The organism is Bradyrhizobium manausense, assembly GCF_001440035.1.
In the GTDB taxonomy this organism is placed as follows: Bacteria; Pseudomonadota; Alphaproteobacteria; order Rhizobiales; family Xanthobacteraceae; genus Bradyrhizobium; species Bradyrhizobium manausense.
The window spans coordinates 143,045-156,820 of the sequence record NZ_LJYG01000110.1; the positions used below are offsets into that span (position 1 = coordinate 143,045).

General features: G+C 66.4%; 14 protein-coding genes and 1 pseudogene. 6 read left to right on the forward strand and 9 right to left on the reverse strand.

Annotation, left to right across the window (positions count from 1 at the left end; all coding sequences use genetic code 11):
- From AOQ71_RS49100 to AOQ71_RS35080, 4 genes and pseudogenes are all read right to left on the reverse strand, one after another.
- Positions 1–1,076, reverse strand: a pseudogene (locus AOQ71_RS49100) (hypothetical protein); the annotation flags it as partial.
- 148 nt (positions 1,077–1,224) lie between these two features.
- Positions 1,225–4,038, reverse strand: coding sequence for a DUF4159 domain-containing protein (locus tag AOQ71_RS35070; protein WP_057757068.1), 2,814 nt, complete (start codon positions 4,036–4,038; stop codon positions 1,225–1,227).
- Entirely contained in the window at positions 4,035–4,979 is a 945-nt protein-coding gene (locus tag AOQ71_RS35075) for a DUF58 domain-containing protein (protein ID WP_057757070.1), read from the reverse strand. The genes AOQ71_RS35070 and AOQ71_RS35075 overlap by 4 nt, the downstream gene beginning before the upstream one ends.
- Positions 4,979–5,977: an AAA family ATPase gene (locus tag AOQ71_RS35080; protein ID WP_057757072.1), complete on the reverse strand. Its 999-nt coding sequence runs from the start codon at positions 5,975–5,977 to the stop codon at positions 4,979–4,981. The genes AOQ71_RS35075 and AOQ71_RS35080 overlap by 1 nt, the downstream gene beginning before the upstream one ends.
- A gap of 289 nt (positions 5,978–6,266) precedes the next feature.
- On the opposite strand from AOQ71_RS35080, the gene AOQ71_RS35085 reads away from it, so the two are divergent.
- From AOQ71_RS35085 to AOQ71_RS35105, 5 genes are all read left to right on the forward strand, one after another.
- Positions 6,267–6,835 (forward strand): DUF1285 domain-containing protein (locus AOQ71_RS35085; protein WP_430648672.1); only part of this gene is annotated, 569 nt, incomplete at its 3' end.
- A gap of 70 nt (positions 6,836–6,905) precedes the next feature.
- Positions 6,906–7,541: a CoA pyrophosphatase gene (locus AOQ71_RS35090; protein ID WP_430648673.1), complete on the forward strand. Its 636-nt coding sequence runs from the start codon at positions 6,906–6,908 to the stop codon at positions 7,539–7,541.
- On the forward strand, positions 7,538–7,801 hold the full coding sequence (locus AOQ71_RS35095) for a DUF6111 family protein (protein ID WP_057757077.1): 264 nt from the start codon (positions 7,538–7,540) through the stop codon (positions 7,799–7,801). The genes AOQ71_RS35090 and AOQ71_RS35095 overlap by 4 nt, the downstream gene beginning before the upstream one ends.
- A 10-nt stretch (positions 7,802–7,811) precedes the next feature.
- Complete coding sequence (locus tag AOQ71_RS35100; protein ID WP_057757079.1) at positions 7,812–9,065, forward strand: CCA tRNA nucleotidyltransferase; 1,254 nt, start codon at positions 7,812–7,814, stop codon at positions 9,063–9,065.
- Positions 9,062–9,832, forward strand: coding sequence for a sulfite exporter TauE/SafE family protein (locus AOQ71_RS35105; protein WP_057757082.1), 771 nt, complete (start codon positions 9,062–9,064; stop codon positions 9,830–9,832). Before AOQ71_RS35100 ends, AOQ71_RS35105 begins: the two co-directional genes overlap by 4 nt.
- Positions 9,833–9,905: 73 nt before the next feature.
- Here the strand turns inward: AOQ71_RS35105 and AOQ71_RS46470 are convergent, their stop codons facing one another.
- From AOQ71_RS46470 to AOQ71_RS42130, 5 genes are all read right to left on the reverse strand, one after another.
- Positions 9,906–10,067 (reverse strand): hypothetical protein, encoded by a 162-nt coding sequence (locus AOQ71_RS46470; protein ID WP_167354013.1) that lies wholly within the window; start codon positions 10,065–10,067, stop codon positions 9,906–9,908.
- A 286-nt stretch (positions 10,068–10,353) separates the two neighbouring features.
- Entirely contained in the window at positions 10,354–11,004 is a 651-nt protein-coding gene (locus AOQ71_RS35110) for a hypothetical protein (protein ID WP_057757084.1), read from the reverse strand.
- 191 nt (positions 11,005–11,195) lie between these two features.
- Positions 11,196–11,564: a VOC family protein gene (locus tag AOQ71_RS35115; RefSeq protein WP_057757086.1), complete on the reverse strand. Its 369-nt coding sequence runs from the start codon at positions 11,562–11,564 to the stop codon at positions 11,196–11,198.
- Between the two features lie 69 nt (positions 11,565–11,633).
- Positions 11,634–12,320, reverse strand: a complete 687-nt coding sequence (locus AOQ71_RS35120) for a helix-turn-helix transcriptional regulator (protein ID WP_057757089.1) — start codon at positions 12,318–12,320, stop codon at positions 11,634–11,636.
- A 167-nt stretch (positions 12,321–12,487) separates the two neighbouring features.
- The gene (locus AOQ71_RS42130; RefSeq protein ID WP_063958332.1) at positions 12,488–13,036 is read right to left on the reverse strand and encodes a hypothetical protein; all 549 of its coding nucleotides are present in this window, start codon (positions 13,034–13,036) and stop codon (positions 12,488–12,490) included.
- A gap of 199 nt (positions 13,037–13,235) precedes the next feature.
- Between AOQ71_RS42130 and AOQ71_RS35130 the strand changes: the two genes are divergently transcribed.
- Complete coding sequence (locus tag AOQ71_RS35130) at positions 13,236–13,766, forward strand: GNAT family N-acetyltransferase (RefSeq protein ID WP_057757094.1); 531 nt, start codon at positions 13,236–13,238, stop codon at positions 13,764–13,766.
- The last annotated feature ends 10 nt before the right edge of the window (positions 13,767–13,776 follow it).

The window sequence follows — 13,776 nt, forward strand, 5'->3', positions numbered from 1 at the left end:
GGCAGCACGCCCTGGCGGGCGTAGCGGTCGAAGATGATCAGCTGGAATTCGTTGATGTGCTGCTGGAACAGCTCGCGCGTCGGAAACGCGATCAGCGACAATTCGTTGATCGGCGTGCCGTCCTGCTTCTCCGGCGGACGCAGAATGGTGAAATGCACGAGGTCGACGCTGGCGTCGGACTTCAAGAGGTTGCGCCAGGTGCGCTCGCCGGAATGCGGCTCGCCCGAGACCAGCAGCACGCGCAGCTTGTCGCGCACGCCGTCGATGGCGACGACGGCGCGGTTGTTGACCGGGGTCAATTCTCTTTCAAGCGGCGAGGCCTCGATCTCGACGATATTCGGGCCGGCATGCTTGATCTCGACATCGACGCTCGCGCTCTGGCCGCTCGAAAGCGTGCGCTCGTTGACGACCTCGCCGTCGCGGCGCACGGTGACCTTGGCGCGCTCGCCTGATACGCCCTGGTCGTCGAGTTTATAGGAGATCGTCTGGTTCTGGCCGACGATGCCGAAGCGCGGCGCCGCGGTGATCGCGATGCGGCGATCACGCTCATCCTTTTGTCCGGTGATCAGGGCCTGCACCGGCGCCTGGAAGCCGAGCGCGGCGGCATTGGCCGGGATGTCGTGGACGCGGCCGTCGGTGATCAGGAAGGCGCCGGCGACGCGGTCCACCGGAACGTCCGACAGGGCGGAGGCCAGCGCGCCGAACAGCTTGGTGCCGTCGGTCTCGCCGTCGGCCTGTCCGGCCTCGACGACGCGCACCTCCAGCCCCTTGATCTTCTTCAGGCTGTCGACCAGCGCCTCCTGTGCCTTGGCGGCTTCCTGGTTGCGCTTGCCGAAATTCTGGCTCGGGCTCTTGTCGACGACGACCGCGGCGACCGAGGTGAGGGGATCTCGGTCCTCGCGCGTGAAGGAGGGATTGGAGAGTGCCAGCAGGAACAGCGCCAGCGCCGCCACGCGCACCGCCGCGCCGCGCGCCCGCGCCAGCAGCAGCACGATGGCGATGAGGACGATCGCAGCGAGCGCGATCCACAGGACGATCGCGGGGACAAGCGGCGTAAAGGCGATGCCGTAGTTCATCAGGCAGACCTATCAACGTCATTCCGGGGCGATGCGAAGCATCGAACCCGGAATCTGGAGATTCCCCGGTGCGCAATGCGCACCTGTGGTCCGGTCCTTCGGACCATCCCGGAATGACTGGGCGTGTGGTTCAAGCTCGTCACCCGCATCATTGCCCCAGCCGTTCGATCAGGGCCGGCGCGTGCACCTGGTCGGCCTTGTAGTTGCCGGTCAGCGTGTACATCACGATGTTGACGCCGGCGCGGTAGGCGAATTCGCGCTGGCGCGGCTCGCCCGGCGTCAGCGGCAGCATCGGCTGGCCGTCGGGCCGGAGCGCCCAGGCGCCGGCGAGGTCGTTGGAGGTGATGATGATCGGCGAGACGCCGTCGCCGCCGCGAGCGGGCCGCTGCGCGCTCTCGTCGTCATCCTCGCGCGGCAGCGTCTCGACCCAGGTCTGGCCTGAATTGAAGCGGCCGGGGAAGTCGCGCAACAGATAAAACGTCTTGGTCAGCACGTGCTCGCGCGGCACCGGCTCGAGCTCGGGCACGTCGAGCGAGGACAGGATCTCGCGCAGGGCCTGCATGCCAGGCGTCTGCGCGGCGCCGTTATCGCCGGGCGGTGCTTCGACCGCATCGCGGGTGTCGAAGATCACGGTGCCGCCCTGCTTCATATAGGCCTCGATCTTGTTGATGGCGTCCTGCGGCGGCTTCGGCTGGCCCGGCACGATCGGCCAGTAGATCAGCGGGAAGAAGGCGAGCTCGTCGCGCGCGGGATCGACGCCGACGGGATCGCCGGCCTCGAGCGCGGTGCGCTGGGCCAGGAACAGCGTCAGGCCGGACATGCCGGCCTTGACGATGGAATCGACGTCGGCATTGCCGGTGACCACATAAGCAAGGCGGGTCTGCGACGTCGACTTCATCGCGAACTCGTCCGAGACGCCGTCGGCGCGCGAGGGCGTCGGCGACAGCGCCGCGACACCTGCGAGCAAGACGCCAAGCAGGATCATGGCGGGCGCGGCGCGGCGGCGCAGCAGCGCGGCAAGGCCGCCACCGAGCAGCGCGACGATGAGGGCGTCGATCAGGAACAGCGCCAGCGAAGTCGACAGCAGCCAGCCGCGCAGGTCGCGCGGCTCGGCATTGGTGTAGGTGGCGCGCCTTGCGTGCAGCGGCGCGGTGTTGAGGGCTGCGATGCGATCGGCGGCGGCGAGCGTGTTCACGGCGAGCGGTCCTTCTGCCGGACCGTAGTAGCCGGGCGGATGGTCCGGCGTGGCGCGGTCGCGATAATCAGCCGTCAGCGGCTTGGCGGTGGCGGGCGGCGGGCCGAAGGCGCCGAAGCCGTCGAGCATATGCAGCGGCGCCAGCGTCTCGGCGGTCGCTTCAGCGGCAACGCCGGGGCCGGGCTTGGCGGTGTAGCCGGACATGTCGACGACACGCCGGAGCATTTCGACGAAGGTGCCGGACATCGGCAGATCCGACCAGCGCATGTCGGCGCTGACGTGGAACAGGCTGACGATGCCCTTGCCGCGATGCTCGCCTGTGACGAGCGGCGTGCCGTCCTCGAGCGAGGCCCAGCTCTTGGTGGCGAGCACGGCATCTGGCTCGGCCAGCACCTGCCGGCTCACGGTGACGTCCTTGGGGACGGCGACGCCGGCAAACGGGCCGTCAGGGGTGAAGCTGGCGAGATGCTGCGGCTTCTCCCAGGTCAGGCTGCCGCCGAGCGTGCGGCCACCCTTGCGCAGCTTGACCGGCACGAGATCGTCTTCGGCCTGCGCCAGGCGGGGCCCGGCAAACCGCACCAGCACGCCGCCCTGGGCGATCCAGGCGTTGAGGCGCTCGCGCAAGTCAGGCGCGACGGTGCCGACATCGGCGAGGATGATCATCGGCAGCTTCTGGTCCAAAAACTGGGTGATGCCCTGCTGCGGGGCGCCCTTGTCGGCGAGCCGCACGTCGGCGAACGGCGCCAGCGCCCGTGTCAGGTAGAAGGTCGGTGCGAGCAGCGGCTGCGAGGTCTCGCTGGTCGAGCCCGAGACGATGCCGATGGCGCGGCGGCGCCAGCGCTTGTCGAGCAGCTGCACCGCGCCCGCCGAACGCTCGCCGGAGATCTCGAGCCTGGAGATGTCATTGCGCAGCTCGACCGGCAGGTCGAACGCGGCGTCGACCTCCTTGTCCTGCGGTCCGAAGGTGAAGCGCGCCTCGCCGATCGGCGAGGCTTTCTGGTCCAGCGCCCGCACGGTGCCGGCGAGAATGCCGCTGTCGGTGCGCAGCACCTTCACCGTCATCTTCGCCGCCGCGTTTTCCGCCGCGACCAGCGCCAGCGGGGAAGAGGTGCCGCCTTCGAACAGCGTCAAGCTGCGATCCCCTATGGTCCTGCCGAGCCCGGCCACGAACTCTTCGCCGCGGCCGGTGTCGACGCCGTCGGACAGCCAGGCGATCTCGCAATCGCCGGTTGCTTTCAGGAAACGATCGATTGCGGTGAGAGTTTCAACGCGCTCGATCGAATAGGGTTTTGGCACGAACTGCCGCAGCGCAACGCGCGCCGCGCCCGCCGGCATCAGCGTGATGTCGCGGTTCGGCTCCGACAGCGGCACCAGCGCAATGCCGCGGCGGTCGTTCTCGGCGTTCGCGATCAGCTCGTCGGCGGCCCGGATCCTGGTGTCCCAGTTCGAGGCGGCGCTCCAGCCGTCGTCGAGCATGATCATCAGCGGCGCCTTGCTGCCGGCAAGGCCGGTTTGCGGATTCCAGACCGGGCCGGCGGCGGCGAAGATCACCAGCGCGGCGGCCAGCAGCCGCAGCGCCGTCAGCCACCATGGCGTCCGCGAAGGCGTCTCCTCGCGCGGTGCGATGTCGAACAAGAGGCGGGTCGGCGGAAATTCGATGCGGCGCGGCCGCGGCGGCATCACGCGGAGCAGCCACCACAACACCGGGAGGCTGACGAGGCCGATCAGGAGCAGCGGTTCGGTGAAGGCGAGCGGCAATCCCATCATGCGGCCGGCCCCGCCTTGATCGAGGTGACGCGGGCGCCCGACTTGCTCACCTGCATGCCGGCATGCAGGAACAGCAGCAATTCGGCGGCCGAGCGGTCAGTCGCGTGCGTCGTGAACAGCCAGTCGAGCTTGGCCGTCTCGGCGCGGATCTGGTCGCGGTGCAGCGCCAGCCGCGTGGTGTAATCCTCCGCCCAGCTCTCGGCGCGGCCGGCGGTGATGACGCCAAAGCCCTCGGGCTCGACGAACTCGACGCGGCCGGAATAGGGGAAGCTCTCTTCGGCGGGATCGACGATCTGCACCAGCGTGCCATGCGCACCGGAGCCGGACAGTCCTGCGAGCGTCGTCCTGATCTCCGATATCGGCGACCAGAAATCCGACAGCACGATGGTTTCGGCCAGCGCCGCGGGCACGAAGGAGGGCGGCAGGCTCAGCCTGATGGCATCGTCATGCAGCATCGCCTGCGCCATCTTGTCGATGACGCTGCGGCTTGCGGTCGGCGCCATCAATCCGGGAATGCCGACGCGCTCGCCGCCCGCGACCAGCAGCTCGGCCAGCGCGAAGGCGACGATCAGGGTGCGCTCCAGCTTGGATTCGCGCGCGGTCCTCGAGGCGAACGCCATCGAGGGCGAGCGATCAGGCCAGATCCACACCGTGTGCGAGGCCTCCCATTCGAGCTCGCGGACATAGAGATGGTCGTCACGCGCCGATCTGCGCCAGTCGACATTCTGCGACGGCTCGCCGGAGACGAAGCGGCGATATTGCCAGAAATTTTCGCCGGAGCCGGCGCGGCGCCTGCCGTGCAAGCCGTGGATGACGTTGGCGGCGATGCGGCGGGCCTCGAGCACCAGGCGTGGCAAGGAAGCTGCAAGCGTGCGGCTTTCGCCATCGGCACGTCGGATTGCGATGATCTCCTTGGCCGTGTGCCCGGTCTCTGCAGCCATCAACCGATCCGTGTCTTCAATTGCCGGATCACGTCCGGAATCGTGCGTCCTTCAGCGCGCGCCTGGAACGTCAGCGCCATGCGGTGCTTCAGCACCGGCTCGGCGAGGTCGAGCACGTCGTCGATCGAGGGCGAAAGGCGCCCGTCGATCAGCGCGCGCGCACGCACCGCGAGCATCAAGGATTGACTGGCGCGCGGACCGGGGCCCCAGGCGATGAACTTGCCGGCCTCGCCGCTGTCAGGACCCGGACGCGCCGAGCGCACCAGCGAGAGGATGGCCTCCACCACGGAATCGCCGACCGGCAGGCGGCGCACCAGCCGCTGCGCCGTGATCAGCGCATCCGCGCTCATCGATCCCTTCGCCAGCGTCTCCTCGGCGCCTGTGGTCTCGAACAGGATGCGGCGCTCGGCGTCGCGATCGGGATAGTCGACGTCGATCTCCATCAGGAAGCGGTCGAGCTGCGCCTCGGGCAGTGGATAGGTGCCTTCCTGCTCCAGCGGGTTTTGCGTGGCCAGCACGTGGAACGGCTTCGGCAGATCATGGCGCGCGCCGGCAACGGTGATGTGCTGCTCCTGCATCGCCTGCAGCAGCGCCGATTGCGTGCGCGGTGAGGCGCGGTTGATCTCGTCGGCCATCAACAGCTGCGCGAACACAGGCCCGGAGATGAAGCGGAACGAGCGCTTGCCCGCGGTGCTCTCGTCCAGCACTTCGGCGCCGAGAATGTCCGAGGGCATCAGGTCGGGCGTGAACTGGATGCGCTTGGCATCGAGACCGAGCGTGACGCCGAGCGTCTCGACCAGCTTTGTCTTGGCAAGGCCGGGAACGCCGATCAGAAGCGCGTGGCCGCCGGAGAGGATGGTGACCAGCGTGTTCTCGACCACGCGATCCTGGCCGAAGATCACCGATCCGATCGCATCCTTCGCTGCGCGAATCTGTGCGGACACCTGCTCGGCCGAACGAACGATGCCGTCTTCGAGCTTCTCGACACTCTCTGCCATCCGTTAGCTCCTCGAGCCTGCCACGCGGCTCTGCTGCGTCGTCGAATTTATCGTCGTCGAATTTATCGCATCGATCTGCGTCATGGCCCCTATGCTAGACTTGCAGGAACGCCATGTATTCGTTGAATTAACCTATCCCCACCTTATCGGCTTCGGGGTATGTACGGCATCACGAAGTGGAGACCTCCACACCGGGGGAAACCGGGGTGGAACCGTAGACTTACGTACCACGTAGACTTCTAAGTCAGACGTGCACCAATCGTGCCAACGGACAAAGTCAGGGCAAACCATGGCGAACCAAGGGCAGAGCGCCGATCGCGGTCTTGAGGGGCTGACTGCCGCCGCCAAAAGTGCTGCCAATGCCGAAGGTGCCAAAAAGGGCCTGCCTCCGGTGCATCTGTGGAATCCGCCGTTTTGCGGCGATCTCGATATCCGAATCGCTTCCGATGGTACTTGGTTCTATATGGGCACGCCAATCGGCCGTCACGCGCTGGTCCGCCTGTTCTCCACCATCCTCAAGCGCGAGGGCGACAAGCACTTCCTCGTCACGCCGGTGGAGAAGGTCGGCATCGTTGTCGATGACGCGCCGTTCATGGCGGTGGAGATGCTGAAGCGCGACGAGGACAACCATCCCGTGCTGAGCTTCCGCACCAATGTCGACGACTGGGTCACCTGCGATGCCGCGCACCGGCTGCGCTTCGAGCAGGCGGCCGATGGCGGCCTGACGCCCTACCTGCATGTCCGCGCCGATCTCTGGGCCAAGGTCACGCGCGCGCTCTATTACGATCTGGTTGACATGGGCGAGGAGCGGATGGTCGATGGCCAGCCGATGTTTGGCGTCGAGTCGGCCGGCGAGTTNGGCCGACGCGGAGCAGGTGAGGGCCGCGCTTTGAACAAGCCTATCTCCAAGAGCGATTCCAAGTACGCGATGGGAGCCGCGGATTTCTTCGCCCGCTCCAAGGCGAGGCTCAGCTTCGACGTGCCGGCCGGACTTTTTGATCCGAATATTATCCCCGCCTCCGGCGATCCCGGCACCGACAAGATGCTCGAGATCGTCGCGCGCGAGCAGCCGGTGCGCCCTGCGGCGGTGCTGATCGCGGTGGTCGACCATCCCGAGCCGACCATCCTCCTGACGCAGCGCTCGGCGCATCTCAACGACCACGCCGGCCAGATCGCCTTTCCCGGCGGCAAGATCGACGCGATCGATTCCTCGCCGCTCGACGCCGCGCTGCGCGAGGCCGAGGAGGAGGTCGGATTATCCCGGGATTTCGTCGAGCCGATCGGCTATCTCGATCTCTACGGCACCGCGTTCGGCTTCCGCATCCTGCCCACGGTCGCCCGTGTCAGGCCCGGTTTTCAGCTCAACATCAACCATTCCGAGGTTGATGACGCATTCGAAGTGCCGCTATCCTTCCTGATGAATCCGGCCAATCACCAGGTCCACAGCAAGGAATTCCGCGGCATGGAGCGGTTTTACTATGCGATGCCGTTTGCAGAGCGCTACATCTGGGGCGCCACGGCCGGAATGCTGCGTGTGCTGTATGAGCGGATCTATTCATCATGATCCGGCCGGTTCTGACCGAGATCGGAATCTTCCTCATCCCCTTTGCCGTCTATGCGCTGTTCCTGGCCGCCACGCGGTCCGGCCTGTTCGTGCAATCGTCCTGGCCTGTTACCATCGTCGCGCGCCTCATCCTGGTGGCGCTCGTGCTCGTCATTGCCGGCCTGGTCGGCCTTGCGCATTTCTCCGGCGCTGCGCCGAACTCGACCTACGTTCCCGCCCATATCGAGAACGGCAAGCTCGTGCCGGGCACCGAAAGATAAGGGCCGGACGATGAGCGCGGAGCCGATCCTTGCGGGTGCGCCCTGGCTGACTGCAGGCGGGACCGCGCGCGTCCTGCAACTGCTGGGCGCTGGCGGCGAGCAGGCGCGCGTGGTCGGCGGCACCGTCCGCAACGCGCTGCTCGGCCTGCCGCCGGGCGATATGGATATCGCCACCACGGCGCTGCCGGAGGAGGTGGTGCGGCGCGCGAAGGCCGCCGGCATCAAGTGCGTGCCGACCGGCATCGACCACGGCACCGTCACGCTGGTCATCGACGGCGCGCCCTACGAGGTCACGACGCTGCGCGAGGACACCGAGACCTTCGGCCGCAAGGCCAAGGTTGCCTTCGGCCGCGACTGGGTGAAGGACGCCGAGCGGCGCGACTTCACCATGAACGGCCTGTCGGTCGACGCTAGCGGCGTCGTCTACGACTATGTCGGCGGCATCGCCGATGCCAAGGCGCGCCGCGTGCGCTTCATCGGCGATCCCGATCAGCGCATCGCGGAAGATTACCTGCGCATCCTGCGCTTCTTCCGCATCCACGCCGCCTTTGGCGCCGGCGAGCCCGACCGCGAGGCCACTCTCGCCTGCATCCGCGGCCGCGCCGGCCTTGCCACGCTCTCGGCCGAGCGGCTGCGCATGGAAATGCTGAAATTGCTGGTGGCGCAAGGCGCATCCGCCGCCGCGCTGGCCATGGTCGATGCCGGCCTGCTGCAGGCGATGATCGGCGGCGTCGCCTATGCCGGGCCGCTGACGGCGATGATCGCGATCGAGCGCACGCTGGGCCTGACGGCCAGCCCCACGCGCCGTCTCGCCGCGCTCACCGTTGCCGTCACCGAGGACGCCAAGCGTGTTGCGACGCGCCTTCGGCTCTCCAACGCCGAAGCCAAGGCGCTGGATTCGATGGGCCATCGCTGGTGGCGCTTCGCCGCCATGGACGAGGCGCGTGCACGGCGGCTGCTCTACCGGCTCGGACCCGAGCGCTATCACGATCGCGTGTTGCTGGCCTGGGCGCGCAGCGGCAGCGATGCCAATTCGTCGCGCTGGCGCGAGCTCGCCGAGCTGCCGCAGCGCTGGACCGCGCCGAAATTCCCGCTGAAGGCCGCCGACTTCATCGCGCGCGGCATGGCGGAAGGACCTGCGCTCGGACATGTGTTGACACTCGCTGAGGACGCTTGGCTTGCAGCCGATTTTCCACTAGAGCAAGCCGCACTCGCTGCCATCGCCGATCAAGCCGCAGCACGCGCCACTCGCGAGAAACATTGACCATCGTCGCAGGCTTCGCCGACATCTCGATTTTCCAGCTGCTGCTGGTCGCAATGATGGCGTTGTTCGCTTCCATCATCGGTGGTCTCGCCGGCTACGGCACCGGCGCCTTGATGCCGCTGGTGCTGGTGCCTCTGGTCGGCGCCGAGCCGGTGGTGCCGATCATCGCGATCTCGGCGCTCTTCACCAATTCCAGCCGCGCTGTCGCTTATCTCCGCTACGCTGACCGGCGCCGCGCAGCGATCGTGCTCGCCTGCGCCGCGCTCACGACGGCACTCGGCGCTTACGGCTACACCCGCCTCACCAACGCCGGCGCCGCGATCGTGATCGGCACCATGCTGATCCTGAGCGTGCCGCTGCGCCGCGCGCTCCGTCGCCGCGAGGTCAGGATCGGCGACACGGGATTGGCCGCGGGCTCGGTCGGTTACGGCGTCCTCGTCGGCGGCACGTCAGGCTCCGGCGTGATCCTGCTCTCGCTGCTGATGGCCGCCGGCCTCGAAGGCGCCGCCGTGATCGCAACCGACGCGATGATCTCGCTCGGCACCGGCCTCATCAAGATCTCGGTGTTCGGCCTCGCCGGCGCCGTCACCGCGCAAGTGCTCGCCTTCGCGCTTTTGATCGGCGGCATCGCCATCCCCGGCGCGTTCCTGGCCAAAGCCTTCGTCGAACGGATGCCGGTGCACATCCACACCGCCATCCTCGACGTCGCCGTGATCACCGGCGGTCTGGTGATGATCTCGGCGGCGGCAAAGCAGCTGATCGCTTAAAGGGTATTCGCGCGACGCGGATCTCGGCTTTGGTTGGCTCGGACGTCCGTATGCCGGACTGGCGCCGACGCCCCTAGCTCGTGCCCCACTGAGCCTGATCGTAGGTCTGCAGGATCCGGACAAAATCAGCCATGCTGGATCGATCCCGGTTGTCAGCCATATCCGCGACCTCGGTATTGGCCGCGGTCTGGCGTCCCGGCCAGAACCACATCAAGAGATCTGCGATGTTTCTCATGGCGTACTCTCCGCACCAACCATGGCTGTAAGCATCAGCTGAGCGAAGCGCGGCAAGATCTGGAGCAGGGCCGACGGGCAGTACGCCGCCGGCCGCGTCCCGCAACTGCCGGCTCGGAAGACCGGTTCCGCTGCTTGTCACTCTGCATGTATTGGTAACACCGAGCACCTCGTCGGCGCCATCGCGCACAGGTATGAAGCGACCATACCTAGGTAGGATTGGGCTAGTGAACCGGGATCAATTTGCAGGATCCGTCGAGCGGAGCTGATCGCTTAGACGGACTTGCTCAGCGCGCGGTCATCGCGGGCGCAGCGTTCAGCGGCGCTCCCCCGACCGAGATCGGACCCGTCGGGGTCGCTACGCGCGGCGGCTTCTTCTGCCTTGGGAGGACGCGCGCCGCTTGAGCTGGCGCGACAGGAGGCCCTGAAGTTGGCGGCATCGACGTGACAGGCCCAGGCGACGGGAACGGTGCGGCCGGTGGCTGCGGGGCCGGGCTCTTCAGAGCCTCGATCTTCGAACTGAGATTGGCAAGCTGACTGACGATCGCCTTCAGTTGCTCCTGCTGATCGGCGACGGCCCTTTCGAGCGCGGCCAAATCGTCAGCCGTCTTTTGCTGCGTGGCGAGCAGGTCCGTCATGACAGCCTTGTCATTGGCGCCGGTATCGGCCTCCGCAGCCTCGCGCCCCGCGGAGGGAATGAAAAACCCCGGATTCAGCCAGACATAACCGCCCGCGGCGCCTGCGAGCGCTAGGACAACGGCCACGAGGAGCGCAAGCGGCCACCGGCGACGCGGCGCGGGCAGGAAGGGTGGTGGCTCCACGACTGGCCAACTGGGGGGCGATTCGGAATTCATCCGAATTTCATAGAGCATGATCCGGAAAAGTGTGAAGCGGTTTTCCCTCGCGCCAAACGCGGAACGCGTTTGCGCGGCGATCATGCTCGAACAAAGAGCTAAAGCGCGATGACGATCTAATGAAATCTCATTGCGCCTTAGTCAGACTTTTCGCTCCACGCAATCGGCGCTTCGGCGATCGGCATCGCTAGGGCGTCCCCGTCGAGGCGCTGCGACGGAAAGGCTGGTCGCGGCAGTGCCAAACGCCCAGCCTCGCACGCGAAGCAGTCCAATCCTTAAGCGGCGGTCGCCAGCACGCGCAGGCGATGACCGTCGGGATCGAGTCCGACGAAGGTGTCCCCGAAGGGCATGGCGGTCGGAGGCTGCGCAATCCTGACACCGCGGGTCGTCCACGTCTCAAAGGTCGCGCGCACGGCTTCCGCGTCTGCGACCGCCCATGAGATCTCGCTGCTGCCGGCCTCCGCAATAGATGGCGGCACGACCGCATCCCGCTGCCACAGGCCCAGCATGACGCCGCTCCCGAGCGGAAGAACCACGAATTTGGGGGATGATTGCGCGACGGGGCAGCCCAGCAGGGTCTGATAGAAAGTGGAGCTCGCTTGCGCATCGTTGACATAGAGCACCACGAGGTTGAAGTCGGCCATTTGCATCTCCTGTTCAGCTGGCGATGGCCGACGCTTAACTGAAGGTACTGCCAGTTTCTGTCAGCATGGTCAGTGCTCGCTGATGCATTCCCGCTGCCGCCATTCCCGCAGCAAATCGGGGCGGCGGCGTGGATAGCGGCGCTCCGTCAGCGTGATCGACACGATCCGGTCGGTGCGGAAATGGCGGTAGTCGCTGCGGCTCTCGCACCAGGCCGCCACCATGCGGACCCGGTCGAAGAACCCGAGCGCGATCGGCCAGATCGTGCGATTGCTGCGGTTGTCCCCTTCGTCGCTGTAGACGATGCGCAATTTGCGCTCGTTGCGGATGGCGGCCCGGATGACTGGCAATTCGGCGTCGCCTGCCGCCGGATCGCGGCGCGCGACCATCAGGCCCGAGGTTTCCAGGCTCCGCTGCAGGTCGTCCGGCAGCACGGCGGCGATCTTCGCAAGCACGTTCTTGGCCGCCTTGCCGAGCGGCTCGTCCGGCTGTGCCGCAACCCACCGGCCGCCCAGCACCAAGGCTTCGATCTCCTCTTCCGAGAACATCAGCGGTGGCAACATGAACCCCGGCCGCAGCACATAGCCGAGGCCGGCCTCGCCATCGATGTGGGCTCCCTGGCCCTTCAGCGTCTCGATGTCCCGATAGATCGTCCGCAGCGAGACACCCAGCTCCTCGGCCAGCCGGCCTGCCGCGACCGGCCGACGGTGCCTGCGCAGGAGCTGGATCACGTCAAGAAGGCGTTGAGCGCGCGACATGTCGGCTGATATCACGCGCTGCTGTCAGATCCTGTCAGCATCGAACATCCGGGGCGTCATCCGAGATCGCCGAGGGCTGCGGCAAATATCAGCCGGCGGGATGCGGCGGGGGTAAACAGGAAGCGACCGCCCGGCATTCCGGACGGCGCTCCTGACGGCGGCGTGGACTAGCGGCGGCTTTCGGCGACCTGCCTTTCGCCGGCCAGCTTGCCTCCGGCCAGCAGGCTGGTGCAAAGCCACCTGGTCTCTCGAGGCGATGCGCCGAGGAAGGCCTTGGTTTCGACGCACTGGGCGTAGGTATTGTAGGTCAGCGTGTCTCGGCACGTTGCCGAGAAATGACTGGTGTAAGGCTCAGAGCCGCCACTCAAGCTGCATCCGACCCAGGGCGCGTTGCCGACTCGATAGCTGGTTTCGCAGCCACCGTTGCAGCTGCCGGCGGATCGCTCCAGCTTGGCAAGCCTCGCCAATGGTGTGCCCGGCGCGAACGCCGGATCTTGAGCGGATGATGAGCCGCTGGCGCGGTGGTGAGAGGTCACGGTCGCTGGCCCCTGCCGTGGCGCAACGGTCGGTCTGGGCTTCGGTGCTTCGACCGAAACGGCGGGCAGCAAGGAGTTTGGTGTGGGTTGCGACAGTGCCGTGCCTGATGTGCTGCACAGCAAGACAGTTGACAAAGTAAGCACGACGGACGGCACGGCGAAGCCAAACGACGATCGCATGGGTACCTCCAGAAAATAGTCGGAAATGCTTTCCCGACAGCCAGGGGTTGTATCACAATATTCCGGTACCAGCTATTCGCGCTGTGCAGAACCGCATGAGGATGTGTCGCAAGATCTGGCGGCAGGATGAGGCCGGCGGCAACCGCGGCAGAGATTGCAGAGTCTAATAGAGGGTCGGCTGGAGAGCGGCGGAGGTGCAATGAACGTCTACGGAATTCGAGCGGCCAGGCTGGACGAGCAGCGTGAGCTCACGCGCCTCTGCGTCCGCGCGACGATGCATGCAGGGCACGACGAAGCGTTCATCGATCGTGTGATGCCGGCGCTGACGATCACGGTGCCCTTGATCAATTCGGGACATGTCCAGGTCGCGGAAGATGCCGGCAAAGCCATTGGCGTGGTCTGGGCATTGCCGGGACTTCAAGGCATCGCTCTGCTTCACGGCCTGTATGTCGATCCACCGTGTTGGAAACGCGGAATCGGTCGGGCTCTGTTCGAGGCAGCCGTAACGAGCACGCTCGGGATGAAGGCCGGCGCCCTGATGATCAACGCCGAACCTTCCGCGGAAGGGTTTTACACGCGCATGGGGGCCATCAGGATCGGCGAAGGGCCGTTCTACTTCTCGCCGGAAACCATTCTGCCGCAGCTCCTGTACATCATTCCTCGCGACCGCGAGCCCGCCTCTACTAAGCGGCAGGGGAATGTTCACTTTGGAACGTGGAAGAAGGGGTAAGATGACAGGG